Raw genomic sequence first — 15366 nt, forward strand, 5'->3', positions numbered from 1 at the left:
CACCTGACAACAATCGGAACGTTGCAGTTGTTGACGATGAAGTCGTTTAAGTTGCTGCGACTATCGAACGTAACACAAGCATTAGCGCTGACATTCTCAGCTCGCCTTTTTTTCGCCTCCATAGCCCTGCGCCACCGCTCGCGAGATTCGCGATTGAGTTGCTCACTTGATTTTTCCTGTTCAAAGGTCTCCGCCCGCGCTGTTGGGGCATTTGCCAATCCTTCAAGAAGTAAACCTAAGCCTAGCCCTATTAGGGCACCTGTTGCAGCAGAGCCTCCAGAGGTGGACCGGTTAATAGTGCTACTACCACCGCCACCACCCCCACGATACTCGATGCCTTTTGTCGCGAACGCCTGAGATGAAGAAAAAACTACCGCAGCGAAAATTACAAATGACGACGCTATTGTCGATCGGTTTGTGAAATGCTTAATAATCATATCAAATACTCCAATTTTACTGAAATATAATTCACATTCTGTTCAATTATACTCTATGAAACAGATGGTTTCTAAATACTATTTCAATAAAGCAAAACCTTCCCTCACCCAGTTGGAGTATAAGTGGCAAACTTACCAGTGTTATTTCACCCCACTGGAAAGAAATGACCGCTTAATGAAAACTTCAACTAGCGATATTTTTTAGCAAGGTTATTCAACATGGTTGCCGGTTGGAACATCAATCAGATTGCAGACGCATTTTCGGACGCAATTTGGGGACACAACAACTGGAACAGTGCTCTGGATACCATGAGCGAGGGCTTTGGAGCTGCCGGGGCGGTGATCCTCCCCCTTAAACAGGCCGCTCTTGATGTTCCGGCGAGTTCCAGTTGCGCGGAAATCGCAGCAATTTATCTCAAGGATGAGTGGATAAAGATTGATCCCAGGTTTCGCTCCATCCCATTAATGAACCGCAGGGGTTACGCTACTGATCTGGATTGTTTGACTATCGAGGAAATGAACCGGAGCCCTTATTATCAGGAGTTGCTACGTTCCTTCGGTCTCAGGTGGTTCGCCGGGCTGAGGTTTGTTGGCTTAGGAGAAGAATGGGCACTATCTTTCCAAAGATCGGAAAGGCAGGGTTCGTTCAGCGAGACCGAAGCCAGTCTGCTTTTGCCACTGTCCCGCAGTCTGTCCGCCAGCGCTGTCCTCGCCAATGCATTGGGCCTCTCGCGAGCTGATTCGGCCCTTGAAGCGTTTACCTTTAGTGGTAAGGCGGTGGTGATGCTAAACCGATTTGGCGAGGTTGTCCGCATCAATGCTGCTGCTGAACAGATGTTCGACGACGATCTTCGTATTCGCGATAAACGCTTAGTTCCGGCTTGTCGGCAGTCAGCGGTGAGACTGGATCGTGCCACCGGTATTTCATGCATCCGCCCACAGGAATGCTTCAACAGTCCCGTGCTTTTAAAAAGGTGGAACTCGACGCCGCTCGTCGCCTTTGTTTCTCCGGCAAGAGGTGTCGCAAAAGATATTTTTTCACCCTGCCAAACCTACATTATATTGGTTGATCCATACCAGCGAGGCATGCCTGCGGCTTCAACCTTACAAGAACTTTTCGGCCTGACACGCACCGAGGCAGTTCTGGCTGGAAGGATATCGCGCGGCGAAAGCCTGCGCGAAATCTCCCGCGCTATGGCGATTTCTTATGAGACGGCAAGAACTCATCTTCGCAACGTGTTTGCCAAAACTGACATCAACGACCAGGCTGATCTCGTTGCCTTTCTCTTAGGTCTAGATGGAGGAGGAAAGTAGCAGATCATCATCAAGAGGCCCGCAACAACCTGTCACCCACTGCGAATTTCGATTTCAGCAGACATTCATCATACTCCGCCTCGGCTTCCGAATCGAACACGATACCGCCGCCGACGTTGAAGACGGCGCGGCCGTCGTCGAACAGGGTGAGCGTGCGGATCGCCACCGAAAAGCGCATTTCACCATTTGGAGATATGAAGCCGATTGCGCCGCAATAGGCGTCGCGCGGGGTCTGCTCCAGTTCGCGCAGAATCTTCATTGCCCACATTTTCGGCGCGCCGGTTACCGAACCGCAGGGGAACAGCGCCGCGAAAATATCCTCCACCGTGACGTCAGGCAGAAGCTTCGCCCTGACATGGCTGACCATCTGGTGCACGGTGGGATAGGTCTCGATGTCGAACAGGCGCGGCACATCGAGACTGCCGACCTTGGTGATGCGGGAAATATCGTTGCGCAGGAGATCGACGATCATGCGGTTTTCGGCAAGCGTCTTGTCATCCTCAAGCATCGCCGCGATGATCGCCCGATCCTCTTGCGCATTCGCGCCGCGCGGCGTCGTTCCCTTCATGGGATGGGTTTCGATGAACCCTTGCTCATCCACCGAGAAAAACAGTTCCGGTGAGCGCGACAGGATGACGGGTCCGCCGAGATCGACAAGGGCGCCATATTTGACCGGCTGGCGCGCGACCAGCGACCAGAAGGCGGTGAGCGGATCGCCGCTCCAGCCCGCGTGAACGGGCATGGTCAGATTGCCCTGATAACAGTCGCCGCGGCGCAGATGCGCGTGCAGCCGCTCGAAGCGCTGGCAATAGTCCTCAAGGCTCCATGCCGGCACGGGATCGGAGAGAAACGCATCCGCTTCCGGCAGGCTCGCGGGCCGTGCAAACCGCCCCGCATCCGGCTGGGGACCGGAAAAAACGCCGAAACGCAGAAACGGCACGTTGCGGGGTTCGGCCGCAAACGGCGCAAGCTTCGGCTCGAACAGGAAACCCGCCTCGTAGGACATGGTGCCAGCAAGATATTTCCCGGCGCGGCGCAGTTCTTCCATGCGCTTCAGCGCCGCAAAAAATGCCTCCGGCTCGTCCGCGACGATAATCTCTTCCGGCTCGGTGAAGGCTGTCACCGTGCCGGTCGTGTCATCCCGGAAAAGAACGTAAGGCGCATGTGCCAAGGAAAAAATCCGTAGAAGGTGAAACTGGGAACTTCAGGGCGTCGGGAAGAAACCTCTCCGCCGTCATCCTCGGTCCCCGGATCAAGTCCGAGGATGTCCCGAGGATTTGCCGCCCGTCGACTTTAGCTATCTCGGCAGATCCTCGGCACAAGGCCGAGGATGACGTCGAGTGTGGAAGAAAGGTTCGCCAACTCCACTAAACCGGGTCTATGTCGCCCCGCGCCCACATTTCGATGGTTTCCGCATAAAAATCGGCGAAACGGCCTTCCTCGATGGATTTGCGGATACCCTGCATCAGCTCCTGATAATAGGCAAGATTGTGCCAGGAGAGCAGCATGCCGCCCAGCGCTTCGTTGGAGCGCGTGAGGTGATGCAGATAGGCGCGGGAATAATCGCGCGAGGCCGGGCAGTTGGACTGCTCGTCGAGCGGGCGCATATCCTCGGCATGACGGGCGTTGCGGATGTTGACGCGGCCACGGCGGGTGAAGGCGAGGCCATGACGGCCCGAACGGGTCGGCATCACGCAGTCGAACATGTCGATGCCGCGCGCCACCGATTTCAGAATATCGTCAGGCGTGCCGACGCCCATCAGGTAACGCGGCTTTTCGGTGGGCAGCACCGGCAGGGTGATATCGAGCATGCCGAGCATCACATCCTGCGGCTCGCCGACGGCAAGACCGCCAACGGCATAACCCTTGAGATCAAGCTCTTTCAGACCTTCGGCGGAACGGATGCGCAGGTCCGGCTGGTCGCCGCCCTGCACGATACCGAACATGGCCTTGCCGGGCTGCTCGCCGAAGGCGACGCGGCAGCGCTCGGCCCAACGCAGCGACATTTCCATGGCGCGTTCGATTTCCTTGCGCTCGGCCGGCAGCGCGATGCACTCGTCGAGCTGCATCTGAATGTCCGAATCGAGCATGCCCTGAATTTCGATCGAGCGTTCCGGCGACATGTGGTGCAGCGAACCGTCCACATGGCTCTTGAAGGTCACGCCCTTCTCGTCGAGCTTGCGCAGGCCGGAAAGCGACATCACCTGAAAGCCGCCGCTGTCGGTGAGGATCGGGTGCGGCCAGCGGATCAGCTCATGCAGACCGCCAAGCCGTGCCACGCGCTCCGGGCCGGGCCGCAGCATCAGGTGATAGGTATTGCCGAGAATGATATCGGCCCCCAGCTCGCGCACCTGGTCGAGATACATGGCCTTGACGGTGCCAACGGTGCCAACCGGCATGAAGGCGGGCGTGCGGATGACGCCGCGCGGCATGGCGACTTCGCCAAGGCGCGCGCCGCCGCTCGTGGCTTTCAAGGTGAAGGTGAATTTCTCGTGCATCAGTTTTTCCGGAACAACAGGCTGGAATCGCCATAGGAATAGAAGCGGTATCCGGTTTCGATGGCGTGCTTATAAGCGTCACGCATCGTTTCGAGACCGCAGAAAGCCGAAACCAGCATGAACAGCGTGGATTTCGGCAGGTGGAAATTGGTCATCAGCATATCGACGGCCCGGAAACGGTAACCGGGCGTGATGAAGATGCCGGTGGCATCGGACCATGGGTGGATGGTGCCATCTTCGGTGGCCGCACTCTCGATCAGGCGCAGCGAGGTGGTACCGACGCAGACGATGCGCCCGCCCCGCGCCTTCACCGCATTCAGCCGGTCAGCAGTCTCTTGCGACACATACCCGATCTCGAAATGCATCTTGTGATCGTCGGTATCATCGGCCTTCACCGGGAGGAAGGTACCTGCCCCAACGTGAAGCGTCACGAAATGCCGTTCGATGCCGGCACTGTCGAGCGCTTCGAACAGATCGGGGGTGAAATGCAGCCCGGCGGTGGGGGCGGCAACGGCGCCCTTCTCGCGGGCGTAAATGGTCTGATAGTCGGTCTGGTCCTGCTGGTCCTCGGGCCGCTTGGCGGCGATGTAAGGCGGCAAAGGAATATGGCCAACAGAGGCTATCGCCTCATCCAGCACCGGGCCGGAAACGTCGAAAAGCAGCGTGATCTCGCCCTCCTCGCCCTTTTCCTCGACGGTGGCTTCGAGATGGGCAAGACCGCAGGCATTGTCGCGCTCGTAACCGAAGCGGATGCGATCACCCTGCTTAATGCGCTTGCCGGGGCGGGCGAAGGCTTTCCAGCGGGATTGATCAGCACGCATGTGCAGCGTGGCCGAAACGGCCGTCTCCGGCGCACCGTCGCGCAGGCGCACGCCTTCCAGTTGGGCGGGAATGACACGGGTGTCGTTGAAGACAAGCGCATCACCGGGCCTCAGGAACGACGGCAGGTCGAAGACGCGATGGTCTTCCATGCGGTTTTCATTCGGATCGACCACCAGCAGGCGCGCGCTATCGCGCGGGTTCGCCGGGCGAAGGGCGATATTCTCCTCGGGCAGGTCGAAATCGAACAGGTCTACACGCATTGCAAGGGCTCTCGAAAATATCAAAACCCGCCCTGCATTGCATGGGGCGGGTGGAAGGTGGTGACAGGGTGCTTCTACGCTCGACGTCATCCTCGGGCTTGTCCCGAGGATCTAACGATCCACGACGTCAACGTGGTTAGATCCTCGGGACAAGCCCGAGGATGACGACGGAGAGATTCGAACACTTCTCACATTCGAACCGCCCCGCAGTCGCCTGCGGAGCGGCGTGATGCAATATCTCTTAAGCCGCAGAAGCAAGCTTCATGGAAACGATCGAATCGGGATCCTTCACCGGCTCGCCGCGCTTGATCTTGTCGATGGCTTCCATGCCTTCGATGACCTGGCCCCAGACCGTGTATTGCTTGTTCAGCCACGGGGAATCCGTGAAGCAGATGAAGAACTGCGAGTTGGCGGAGTTCGGGCTCTGCGAACGGGCCATGGAGCAGGTGCCGCGAACGTGCGGAATGGCGGAGAATTCAGCCTTCAGGTCTTCCTTCTCGGAGCCGCCCATGCCGGCGCGGGCCGGGTTGAAGCTCTCAGAACCCTTCTTGCCGAACTTCACGTCGCCCGTCTGGGCCATGAAGTCTTCGATGACGCGGTGGAACACGACGCCGTCATAAGCACCTTCCGATACCAGTTCCTTGATGCGGGCAACGTGGCCCGGCGCAACTTCCGGAAGCAGCTGGATCACGACCTTGCCGGTCGTCGTTTCCATGATGATGGTGTTTTCCGGATCCTTGATCTCGGCCATGGTTATTCTCCTCTTTTCGGGCTCTATTGCCCTACCTTACTTCTTGCCGACGGTGACCTTGATCATCCGGTCGGGGTTGGAAACTTCGCCGTTGCCGCCGGCGCCGCGCTTGATCTTGTCCACGGCTTCCATGCCGGACACGACCTTGCCGACCACGGTGTACTGACCGTTCAGGAACGGACCGTCGGCAAACATGATGAAGAACTGCGAATTGGCGGAATTCGGATCGCTGGAACGGGCCATGCCGACCACGCCGCGCGTGAACGGCGTCTTGGAGAATTCAGCCGGAATATCGGCCATGTCGGAACCGCCGGTGCCGGCGCGCTGGGCATTGAAGCCCTTCTCCATGTTGCCATACTGCACGTCACCGGTCTGCGCCATGAACCCGTCGATGACGCGGTGGAAGGCAACGTTGTCGTAAGCGCCCTTTTTCGCCAGCGCCTCGATCTGCGCCACATGCTTGGGCGCAACCTGAGGCATCAGTTCGATGACAACAGGGCCGTCCTTCAGCTGGACGGTCAGAAGTTCAGCAGCCGAAGCGAAAGTGCTGGCGGCAAGCGCACCGGCAAACAGGGCGCCGGCAAAGGCAAATCGAACGAGTTTCATCGGATTGGCTCCAGAATGTAAGGCTGAAGTCAGCGCTTCAGCTTGGCGTTGAGGGCTTCAAGCACGGCTTTCGGCACGAAGGCATCGACATTGCCGCCCATGGCGGCGATCTGCCGGACCAATGTGGCTGTAATGGGTCGCGACGAGGTGCCGGCGGGCAGGAACACGGTCTGAATATCAGGCGCCATCTGGCGGTTCATGCCGGCCATCTGCATTTCATAATCGAGATCGGTGCCATCGCGAAGGCCGCGCAAAAGAAGGCGCGCGCCATGCTGGCGGGCTGCATCGACAACCAGATTGTCGAAGGACACGACTTCCACGCGCGCCGCCTCGCCCGGCAGGGTTTCGGAAAGCGCCCGGCTTATCAGTGCCGCCCGCTCGTCGAAGCTGAACAGTGGTGCTTTTCCGGGATGGATGCCAACGGCGACGATGACTTTGGACGCCACGTTCAGCGCCTGGATAAGCACATCCAGATGTCCGTTGGTCATCGGATCGAATGATCCTGGATAAAAGGCAATCGTCATATCGCTCTCAGATGGTGGGCGCGCTTCGATGCTGGATATTCATGTGCCCGCCTTTTGTCATGGAGAGCCACGCGGCGCAAGACTTTATAACCACGCACCACAACCGGAAGGGTGGCGTGAACCGCGCATGAACGGGCCGTTCAGTGCGGTTTCACAGCTATTTTGTTTAAATGCACAGCATCGGGAAACCGAAACGCCCCTCACCCGTTAATCACCCGGAGAATTGAAAATGCTGGCCTTCATGATCGTCCTTTCGGTCATCGCATCATTCGCAGCTGAGTATCTTTTTCTCGAATGACGCCCCTCGCCAGTTTTCTGAACGCCAGATGAACGAGCCATTCAAGGAAGTTTCACCGGGGCGATGCTAATCGATTTTTACGGTTAACGCGGAACATGTTGAAACATGGTGCGTTAATAAAAAACCAAAGGAACAGACAGATGTTTGTAAGAGAAAAACAGTCAACTTCGGCGAAAATCAGTGTCATCAGCACCGCCTGGACAGTTCTGGTTATCGCAATGGTAGCAACGACGTTTAGCCTTTATGATCAGAAGCCTGAAGCCCAGGGACCGGACTACCCGCAGCTGACTGCCCGTTATCAGTATATGAATTATTACTGAGTATCGGGGAGAATTTCCTCAAAACTCTAGGAGACGATATCATGTTCACATTTCTGACGATGCTTCTGGCCCTGATCAGCGTAATGTTCGTGACGTCGATGATCTCCGTCGTCGCCGAGATGCGGCGTGAGGATGAGGAATTCAAGGCGACGATCCGTCGAAACCGCGCTTTCTGAGCGCGGCGGATCGGCCTCAGCGCTTTTTAAAACGATTCTTCGCAACCGCCTGGACCCTCCGGGCGGTTTTGTTTTGCCGTCTCACAGGGCAATACGGAGAAGATGACGGCGGAAAAACCGCCCTCCAATCACACAAGCGTTTTCAAAACCCCGTTTTTCCAAGGCAAATTCCCTTCAATTTCCCTTTGGATTGATTTAAGGAACGCCGATACGTTGCGGGCCGGAAGGCTGGCGACCGCGATGACGTTCCTGTGAGGTTTGCATAACGATGCTCGATTCCCTGAGAAATGCTTCTCGAACCATGGCAGCCAAGCTGCTGCTTCTCCTGCTTGTTGTTTCGTTCGGCGTCTGGGGCGTCTCCGCATCGCTTGTCACCGCCAATTCCCATGCCGTCATGACGGTGGGCGACCAGACGGTCAGCCCGCAGGAATTCCGCCTTGCCTATCAGCGCCAGGTTTCCGATCTCAGCCGCCAGTTCGGCACGAGGCTGACGACCGAACAGGCCAAGGCCTTCGGCATCGATCGTCAGGTGTTCAGCCAGCTTGCGGCCGGTGCGGCGCTTGACGAACTGGCTTCGAAGATGAATCTCGGCCTTTCGGAAAACCGCCTCGCCAACCTCATCGCCGAGGACCCGGCCTTCAAGTCGGTCAACGGTCAGTTCGACCGTAATCTCTTCAGCGAGCGCCTGCGCAATTCCGGCTTCCGTGAAGACGACTATATCAAGGAGCGCAGCAAGGTTGCCGTCCGCAGCCAGATCGTCGAAGCCGTCTCCGATGGTTTTGCCGCACCGCAGGTGCTGGTGGATGCGCTGAAGCAGTATCGCAACGAACAGCGCGCCGTCGATTACGTCATTCTGTCCAACGCCGTCATCCCGCCGGTCAAGGCACCGGGCGACGACGTGCTCACACCCTGGTTCGAAACCAACAAGTCGAAGTACCGCGCGCCTGAGTTCCGCAAGTTCACCTATGTGAAGCTGGAACCGTCCGATATCGCCGAGCCAGCCTCGGTAACGGACGCGCAGATCGCCGATTATTATAACAGCCACAAGGACAGCTTCCGCACCGCCGGTCGCCGCACCGTAGAGCAGCTGACCTTCCCGGACAAGGAAATGGCCGCCGCTGCCGCCGAGCAGATCAGGCTCGGCAACACCACCTATGACCAGGTGGTGAAGGACCAGGGCAAGACTGCCTCCGATGTTACCCTCGGCGAATTCACCAAGGATACCATCCCCGACCAGTCGATTGCCGATGCCGCCTTCGCCATCCAGAAGGATGGCGGCGTATCGCCGGTGGTTGATGGTTCCTTCGGCCCGATCCTTCTGCGCGTCACCGGCATCAAGCCGGAAACCACCCGCACGCTTGATGAAGCCAAGGAAGATATCCGCAAGGACCTCGCCACTGCCGCCGCTGCGGAAGAAATCACCAATGTGCATGATCGCTACGAGGATCTGCGCGCCGGTGGCTCTTCGCTCGCCGATGCCGCCAAGCAGCTCAACCTGAAGCCCGTCACCATTGACGCCATCGATGCCGCCGGCCTCGATGAAAAGGGCGATGCGATCGAGGGCCTGCCATCGCCGCAACTGGCGCAGGACGTGTTCAAGACCGAACCCGGCACTGACGCCCTGCCGATCAATCTCGGCCGTGAAGGTTATATCTGGTTCGACGTCGAGCAGATCATCCCTGCCCGCGACCGCACGCTTGCCGAAGTCCGCGACGATGTCGTGGCCGACTGGACGGCAGAGCAGCAGCGCACCGCGCTTGCAGCGAAGGCCGACGAGCTGAAGGCCCGCGTTGAAAAGGGCGAAACGCTGGAAGCCGTCGCCGGTGAGCTAAGCCTTGCCGTCGAGCAGAAATCCGGCCTGCGCCGCACCAGCGAGGATGCGATTTTCGGCCGACAGACCATCGCCGCCGTCTTCTCGGGCGCCGAAGGCGTGGTCGGCACCGCGGCCGATGCCGACGGTTCCAGCCGTATCCTCTTCAAGGTCACCTCCGTTGACACCAATGCCCCTGCCGATGCGCTTGCCAATGACGACCAGCAGTTTACCGCCATTGCCCGCGCGGCCGGCGATGACATGCTGGATCAGATGGTCAACCGTCTGCAGAATGATTATGGTGTGACCATCAATCAGGCCCTCGCCGATCAGGCGATGGTCGGTTTCTAACCGGGGGGCGAGACATGGCCGAACTGAAGCCGCTGATCGCCAAGGTCGCGAACGGAGAAAGCCTGAACCGCGAGGATGCGCGCACGGCTTTCGATATTCTGATGTCGGGCGAAGCCACCCCGTCGCAGATCGGCGGTTTCCTGATGGCGCTGCGTGTGCGCGGCGAAACGGTCGACGAAATCGTCGGCGCGGTTTCTTCCATGCGTACCCGCATGCTGCCGGTTTCGGCCCCCGCCAATGCCATCGATATCGTCGGTACCGGCGGTGATGGCATCGGCACCTACAATATCTCAACGCTGGCCTCGATCATCACCGCCGGCACGGGCCTCCCGGTCGCCAAGCACGGCAACCGGGCGCTGAGCTCTAAATCCGGCACGGCGGATGCGCTCTCCGCGCTCGGCGTGAGGCTCGATATCGGCCCCGATCTCATCGCCCGCTGCATCGCTGAGGCTGGCCTCGGTTTCATGTTCGCGCAGATGCACCATTCCGCCATGCGCCATGTCGGCCCGAGCCGCGTCGAACTTGGCACCCGGACCATCTTCAACCTGCTCGGCCCGCTCTCCAACCCGGCCGGCGCAAAACGACAATTGCTCGGCGTCTTTTCGCCACGCTGGCTGGTGCCGCTTGCCGAAGTGCTGCGGGATTTGGGTTCAGAGAGCATCTGGGTCGTCCACGGCGACGGCATGGATGAAGTCACCACCACGGGCGTCACCCATGTGGCCGCACTGGAAGACGGCAAGATCCGCACCTTCGATCTGACACCGAAAGATTTCGGTGTCGAGCCGGCCCTGATGAACGATCTCAAGGGCGGCGATGGCATCGCCAATGCAGCGGCGCTGCGCGAGGTTCTCTCCGGCAAGCGCAACGCCTATCGCGACATATCGCTGTGCAACGCGGCTGCGGCGCTGGTCATTGCCGGCAAGGCGGAGACGCTGAGCCAGGCGATGACGATTGCCAGCGATGCGCTCGACAGCGGCAAGGCCGCCGCGGCGCTCGACCGTCTGGTCGCCGTATCCAACGAAGCCAATTCAGGGCAGGAATGAGAGCGAGACCATGAGCGACATTCTCAAAAAGATCGAGACCTACAAGCTGGAGGAAATCGCCGCCGCCAAGGCCAAGGTTTCGCTGGCCGATCTGAAGGCCATGGCCGCAGACCAGAGCGCACCGCGCGGTTTCTATAAGGCGCTGCGCGCAAAGCAGGCCGCAGGCAAGTTCGGCCTCATCGCCGAAATCAAGAAGGCCAGCCCCTCCAAGGGCCTCATCCGCCCGGATTTCGACCCGCCGGCGCTGGCCGCTGCCTATGAGGCGGGTGGTGCCGCCTGCCTCTCGGTCCTGACGGATACGCCGAGCTTTCAGGGCGCGCCGGAATTCCTGACCGCCGCCCGCAATGCCTGCGCTCTGCCGGCGCTGCGCAAGGATTTCATGTTCGATACCTATCAGGTGCATGAGGCCCGCGCCTGGGGTGCGGATTGCATCCTGCTGATCATGGCATCGCTTTCCGACGACGAGGCGAAGCGGCTCGAGGACGAGGCTTTTGCGCTTGGCATGGACGTACTGATCGAAGTTCATGATGCGGAGGAAACCGAACGGGCGCTGAAACTCACTTCCCCGCTTCTCGGTATCAACAACCGCAATCTGCGCACCTTCGAAGTCGGCCTCGAAACCAGCGAGAAGCTCGCAGGCCTCGTGCCGGCCGACAAGCTGCTGGTCGGCGAAAGCGGCATCTTCACCTTCGAGGATTGCCAGCGCCTCGAGAAAAGCGGCATCAGTACCTTCCTCGTCGGCGAAAGCCTGATGCGCAAGGATGATGTGACGGCGGCCACCAAAGCCCTGCTGACCGGCCACTCCGGCATTCTGGCAGCGGAGTAAATTCCCGATGAGCGATGGCCAGAAGCTCACCCATATCGATGCCAGCGGCGAAGCGCATATGGTCGATGTCGGCGACAAGGCCGAGACGATCCGTGTCGCCGTGGCCGAAGGTTTCGTGAAGATGAAGCCGGAGACGCTGGCGCTCATCCGCGACGGCAATGCCAAGAAGGGCGATGTCATCGGCACCGCCCGGCTCGCCGGCATCATGGCCGCCAAGCAGACTGCCAATCTCATCCCGCTTTGCCATCCGTTGATGCTGACCAAGGTGGCAGTGGATATTACCGAAGAGGTCACCCTGCCCGGCCTGCGGGTCGAGGCCATGGTGAAACTGTCGGGCAAGACTGGCGTGGAAATGGAAGCGCTGACCGCCGTCTCCATCGCCTGCCTGACGATCTATGACATGGCGAAAGCCGCCGACAAGGCGATGGAAATCGTCAATATCCGCCTTCTCGAAAAGAGCGGCGGCAAATCCGGTGATTTCAAAGCCAGCGATTTCGGGCGACAGGAGAACTGAATGAAACCGCTGCTGCCCGTGGACGAGGCCATTACGCGCCTTCTGTATGCAGCAGTTCCGGTAACGGACAGCGAGACCCTGCCGCTTGCCGACTGTGACGGCCGCGTTCTCGCGGCCGATCTGGCCGCGCGCCTTACCCAGCCCCCCTTCGATGCCTCGGCCATGGATGGTTATGCGCTGCGCAGCGCCGACGCGCCGGAGATCGGCTCGATCCTTACCCTCATCGGTCAGGCGGCTGCCGGCCATGCTTTCGCGGGCACGGTGGGCAAAGGCGAAGCCGTACGCATCTTCACCGGCGCACCCGTGCCTGATGGCGCCGATACGATCCTCATTCAGGAAGACGCCGAACTGCTGGACGACGGAAAAATCCGCACCACCTTCGCTGTCACCGCCGGGCGACACATCCGCCCGCGCGGGCAGGATTTCACTGAAGGCGAAACGGCTCTGGAAGCCGGCCGCGAACTCGGCTTCACCGACCTGACGCTGGCGGCGGCGATGAACCACGCGGCACTCTCCGTCTATCGCAGGCCACGCATCGCCATTCTCGCCACCGGTGACGAATTGCTGCCGCCGGGGAGCGCGCCTGAACCCGCGCAGATCATCGCCTCCAACACATTTGGCGTTGCCGCACTGGCCCGGCAGGCAGGCGCCGAGGTTATCGATCTCGGTATCATCGCCGATGATGACAGCCTCATCCGCGCCGCCATCCGCAGGGCCGTTGCGGCCGGGGTGGACGTGTTGGTGACGCTTGGCGGCGCCTCGGTCGGCGACCATGATCTCGTGCAGGCGGCCCTGAAGGCGGAAGGCATGCAGCTCGATTTCTGGCGCATCGCCATGCGTCCGGGAAAACCGCTGATGGTCGGCGCGATCGGCAGCACGCAGGTTCTCGGCCTGCCCGGAAACCCGGTCGCAAGCCTCGTCTGCGGCCTGCTCTTCCTGGAGCCGCTGATCCGCAGGATCGCCCGTCGTGCGCCGCTGCAGCGCGGCACATCGGCCCGCACCGCAACGCCGCTGAAAGCCAATGACCAGCGGCAGGACTATCTGCGCGCCCGTTTCAGCGCGGACGAAAACGGTGCGCTGGTGGCGGAAGCCTATGCGAAGCAGGATTCATCCATGATGAAGATATTGGCCCATTCTGATGGCCTGATCGTGCGCCCGCCACACGCGCCGGAGGCAGCGCCCGGGGCGATATGCCCGGTTATAAGGCTGAAGCCCTGACAGGCAGCGGGCCGGATTTGGGCCCGCAATGAGCAGGCCCTTTCCCAATCTTGCCGATTGGTCGCCTCGCCTTCACCAAATGGTGCCAGCGCCAGCCGCGGCAAACAGGGATAAAACTGTAGCATCCCTGTATATCGACACGAGGGATAAAAATAACCGCCTTAAAGCGGAGTCTCGACGGCGCTATCCCTATCCCTTAGCGGGACACTTCTCCACATTGTTGTGCCAAAATAAATCAGATGAATCCCGTTATTGGGATTGACAGAATAAATGCGATGCTGGCACCAAGACGAACAGTAGAGGCAAAAACTACGGAAATCCTACAAAATGAAAATTACTGATGATTATCAATTAAATAAGATAAAAGTAGACGAAAAATAAGTTTCAGGGAACAAAATTTAGTTTTCCATAAATTAAGCTTTCCAAAACAGCTCGTATAATAATAATCATAGTCGATAAGCAGACTCACTGGAGTTTCTTGATGAACACGGCATCCACGCCCAAAACCACGGGGCCCGACATTGCCGGGCAGATTGCCTATGCCATGCGAAGCATGGGTGTTTCGCCGATCCCTCGTAATTATAGTCTGTTTTACGAAGCCTATATCGGCTCGAACCCGGCGCTCACGAAAGATCTGGCGGCGCTTGGCAACCGGGTCACGCAGGAGGATCTGGACGAACTGTCGTCGCGTTACGGCGAAGGCAATCCCAATCGCTCCATCGACGACGCGCAGGACAAACTGCGGCGCGAGCTGGAGGCGCTGCTGGGCACGCTGAAGCGCGAACAATCCTCCATCGAGAATTACAACCGCATTCTCGGCGAAACGCGCCAGCGCATCGATGACAAGAACGCCGCCAGCAACAATATTCTGAGAAATGCGATTTCACTGCTGGCCGATGCCACCGGCTCGAAAATCATCGATGGCGAAAAGACGTTCAACGACGTCAACCGCCATGCCGAGGAAATGCATCAGGTGCGCCTCGAGCTCGATGAATATAAGCGCATCGCCAACACGGATTCGCTGACGCGCCTCTCTAACCGGCGCGCTTTCGACGACCGGCTGGCCTCGGTTTATGACAGCTCCATCGGCCTGCAATATACCACGCTCGTCCTCCTGGATATCGATCACTTCAAGCGTATCAACGATACGTTCGGCCATCCGGTCGGCGACAAGATTCTCGCCACCGTCGCCTCCGTCATCCGCGCCAATGTGCGCAAGGATGGTTTCGTCGCCCGAAGCGGCGGCGAGGAATTCGCCATCATTCTCGATGGCAACACGCCGGAAGAGGTGATGGTGATGTGCGAACGCATCCGCCTGTCGCTGGAAAGCACGCCCTTCCGCAATTCGAGATCAGGTGCCGATTACGGCACGGTCACTATCTCGATAGGCTTCGCCTCTGCCGCACGCGCCAGCAATCCCAGTGAGCTTTACGGCCATGCCGATACGGCGCTCTACCACGCCAAGGAAACCGGCCGGAACCGTTCCGTCTTTTACGAGGACGGCATGCAGAACAATTATACCGGTAAGAACTGGCTGATTTATCGGACGTGAAAATTAGAGGGCAGCAGCCGTTCCGTTGACGCCCTCATTCCTGTGC

15 protein-coding genes are annotated in these 15366 nt (G+C 59.1%); 9 read left to right on the top strand and 6 right to left on the bottom strand.

Annotated features, from left to right (window positions below):
• Nucleotides 1-656 precede the first annotated feature (656 nt).
• The gene (locus GSF67_RS07165; RefSeq protein WP_006314438.1) at nucleotides 657-1751 is read left to right on the top strand and encodes a helix-turn-helix transcriptional regulator; all 1095 of its coding nucleotides are present in this window, start codon (nucleotides 657-659) and stop codon (nucleotides 1749-1751) included.
• A gap of 10 nt (nucleotides 1752-1761) precedes the next feature.
• On the opposite strand, the gene GSF67_RS07170 is transcribed toward GSF67_RS07165, so the two are convergent.
• From GSF67_RS07170 to coaD, 6 genes are all read right to left on the bottom strand, one after another.
• Nucleotides 1762-2922, bottom strand: a complete 1161-nt coding sequence (locus tag GSF67_RS07170; protein ID WP_006314437.1) for an aminodeoxychorismate synthase component I — start codon at nucleotides 2920-2922, stop codon at nucleotides 1762-1764.
• A 196-nt stretch (nucleotides 2923-3118) separates the two neighbouring features.
• Nucleotides 3119-4249 (bottom strand): tRNA guanosine(34) transglycosylase Tgt, encoded by a 1131-nt coding sequence (gene tgt / locus GSF67_RS07175; protein ID WP_006314436.1) that lies wholly within the window; start codon nucleotides 4247-4249, stop codon nucleotides 3119-3121.
• Entirely contained in the window at nucleotides 4249-5331 is a 1083-nt protein-coding gene (queA, locus tag GSF67_RS07180; RefSeq protein WP_006314435.1) for a tRNA preQ1(34) S-adenosylmethionine ribosyltransferase-isomerase QueA, read from the bottom strand. Before queA ends, tgt begins: the two co-directional genes overlap by 1 nt.
• A gap of 241 nt (nucleotides 5332-5572) precedes the next feature.
• A complete protein-coding gene (locus tag GSF67_RS07185; protein ID WP_006314434.1) occupies nucleotides 5573-6082 on the bottom strand; it encodes a peptidylprolyl isomerase in 510 nt (169 codons plus the stop codon).
• A 36-nt stretch (nucleotides 6083-6118) separates the two neighbouring features.
• Nucleotides 6119-6688, bottom strand: coding sequence for a peptidylprolyl isomerase (locus GSF67_RS07190; RefSeq protein WP_006314433.1), 570 nt, complete (start codon nucleotides 6686-6688; stop codon nucleotides 6119-6121).
• A 29-nt stretch (nucleotides 6689-6717) separates the two neighbouring features.
• Nucleotides 6718-7212 (bottom strand): pantetheine-phosphate adenylyltransferase, encoded by a 495-nt coding sequence (gene coaD, locus GSF67_RS07195; protein ID WP_006314432.1) that lies wholly within the window; start codon nucleotides 7210-7212, stop codon nucleotides 6718-6720.
• 438 nt (nucleotides 7213-7650) lie between these two features.
• Here coaD and GSF67_RS07200 point away from each other — a divergent pair, with 438 nt between their 5' ends.
• The 8 genes from GSF67_RS07200 to GSF67_RS07230 all read left to right on the top strand — a co-directional run bounded on the left by GSF67_RS07200 (nucleotide 7651) and on the right by GSF67_RS07230 (nucleotide 15320).
• On the top strand, nucleotides 7651-7830 hold the full coding sequence (locus GSF67_RS07200) for a hypothetical protein (protein WP_006314430.1): 180 nt from the start codon (nucleotides 7651-7653) through the stop codon (nucleotides 7828-7830).
• A gap of 41 nt (nucleotides 7831-7871) precedes the next feature.
• Nucleotides 7872-8006, top strand: a complete 135-nt coding sequence (locus tag GSF67_RS26220; RefSeq protein ID WP_006314429.1) for a hypothetical protein — start codon at nucleotides 7872-7874, stop codon at nucleotides 8004-8006.
• Nucleotides 8007-8274: 268 nt separating this feature from the next.
• On the top strand, nucleotides 8275-10167 hold the full coding sequence (locus GSF67_RS07205) for a peptidyl-prolyl cis-trans isomerase (RefSeq protein WP_006314427.1): 1893 nt from the start codon (nucleotides 8275-8277) through the stop codon (nucleotides 10165-10167).
• Between the two features lie 14 nt (nucleotides 10168-10181).
• Complete coding sequence (gene trpD / locus GSF67_RS07210; protein ID WP_006314426.1) at nucleotides 10182-11210, top strand: anthranilate phosphoribosyltransferase; 1029 nt, start codon at nucleotides 10182-10184, stop codon at nucleotides 11208-11210.
• 10 nt (nucleotides 11211-11220) lie between these two features.
• On the top strand, nucleotides 11221-12036 hold the full coding sequence (trpC, locus tag GSF67_RS07215) for an indole-3-glycerol phosphate synthase TrpC (RefSeq protein ID WP_006314425.1): 816 nt from the start codon (nucleotides 11221-11223) through the stop codon (nucleotides 12034-12036).
• 7 nt (nucleotides 12037-12043) lie between these two features.
• Nucleotides 12044-12550, top strand: a complete 507-nt coding sequence (moaC, locus tag GSF67_RS07220) for a cyclic pyranopterin monophosphate synthase MoaC (RefSeq protein ID WP_006314424.1) — start codon at nucleotides 12044-12046, stop codon at nucleotides 12548-12550.
• Complete coding sequence (glp, locus tag GSF67_RS07225; RefSeq protein WP_006314422.1) at nucleotides 12551-13768, top strand: gephyrin-like molybdotransferase Glp; 1218 nt, start codon at nucleotides 12551-12553, stop codon at nucleotides 13766-13768.
• A 481-nt stretch (nucleotides 13769-14249) separates the two neighbouring features.
• Complete coding sequence (locus GSF67_RS07230; protein ID WP_006314420.1) at nucleotides 14250-15320, top strand: GGDEF domain-containing protein; 1071 nt, start codon at nucleotides 14250-14252, stop codon at nucleotides 15318-15320.
• Nucleotides 15321-15366 lie beyond the last annotated feature (46 nt).

This window comes from Agrobacterium sp. CGMCC 11546, from assembly GCF_013365515.1.
GTDB classification, from domain to species: domain Bacteria; phylum Pseudomonadota; class Alphaproteobacteria; order Rhizobiales; family Rhizobiaceae; genus Agrobacterium; species Agrobacterium fabrum.

What these genes read in the sequence shown, in the direction of transcription:
- glp (WP_006314422.1), top strand. Translation starts at nt 12,551, where the DNA reads ATGAAACCGCTGCTGCCCGTGGACGAGGCCATTACGCGCCTTCTGTAT.
- tgt (WP_006314436.1), bottom strand. Translation starts at nt 4,249, where the DNA reads ATGCACGAGAAATTCACCTTCACCTTGAAAGCCACGAGCGGCGGCGCG.
- queA (WP_006314435.1), bottom strand. Translation starts at nt 5,331, where the DNA reads ATGCGTGTAGACCTGTTCGATTTCGACCTGCCCGAGGAGAATATCGCC.
- GSF67_RS07190 (WP_006314433.1), bottom strand. Translation starts at nt 6,688, where the DNA reads ATGAAACTCGTTCGATTTGCCTTTGCCGGCGCCCTGTTTGCCGGTGCG.
- GSF67_RS07185 (WP_006314434.1), bottom strand. Translation starts at nt 6,082, where the DNA reads ATGGCCGAGATCAAGGATCCGGAAAACACCATCATCATGGAAACGACG.
- trpD (WP_006314426.1), top strand. Translation starts at nt 10,182, where the DNA reads ATGGCCGAACTGAAGCCGCTGATCGCCAAGGTCGCGAACGGAGAAAGC.
- GSF67_RS07205 (WP_006314427.1), top strand. Translation starts at nt 8,275, where the DNA reads ATGCTCGATTCCCTGAGAAATGCTTCTCGAACCATGGCAGCCAAGCTG.
- GSF67_RS07200 (WP_006314430.1), top strand. Translation starts at nt 7,651, where the DNA reads ATGTTTGTAAGAGAAAAACAGTCAACTTCGGCGAAAATCAGTGTCATC.
- GSF67_RS07230 (WP_006314420.1), top strand. Translation starts at nt 14,250, where the DNA reads ATGAACACGGCATCCACGCCCAAAACCACGGGGCCCGACATTGCCGGG.
- coaD (WP_006314432.1), bottom strand. Translation starts at nt 7,212, where the DNA reads ATGACGATTGCCTTTTATCCAGGATCATTCGATCCGATGACCAACGGA.
- GSF67_RS07165 (WP_006314438.1), top strand. Translation starts at nt 657, where the DNA reads ATGGTTGCCGGTTGGAACATCAATCAGATTGCAGACGCATTTTCGGAC.
- GSF67_RS26220 (WP_006314429.1), top strand. Translation starts at nt 7,872, where the DNA reads ATGTTCACATTTCTGACGATGCTTCTGGCCCTGATCAGCGTAATGTTC.
- trpC (WP_006314425.1), top strand. Translation starts at nt 11,221, where the DNA reads ATGAGCGACATTCTCAAAAAGATCGAGACCTACAAGCTGGAGGAAATC.
- moaC (WP_006314424.1), top strand. Translation starts at nt 12,044, where the DNA reads ATGAGCGATGGCCAGAAGCTCACCCATATCGATGCCAGCGGCGAAGCG.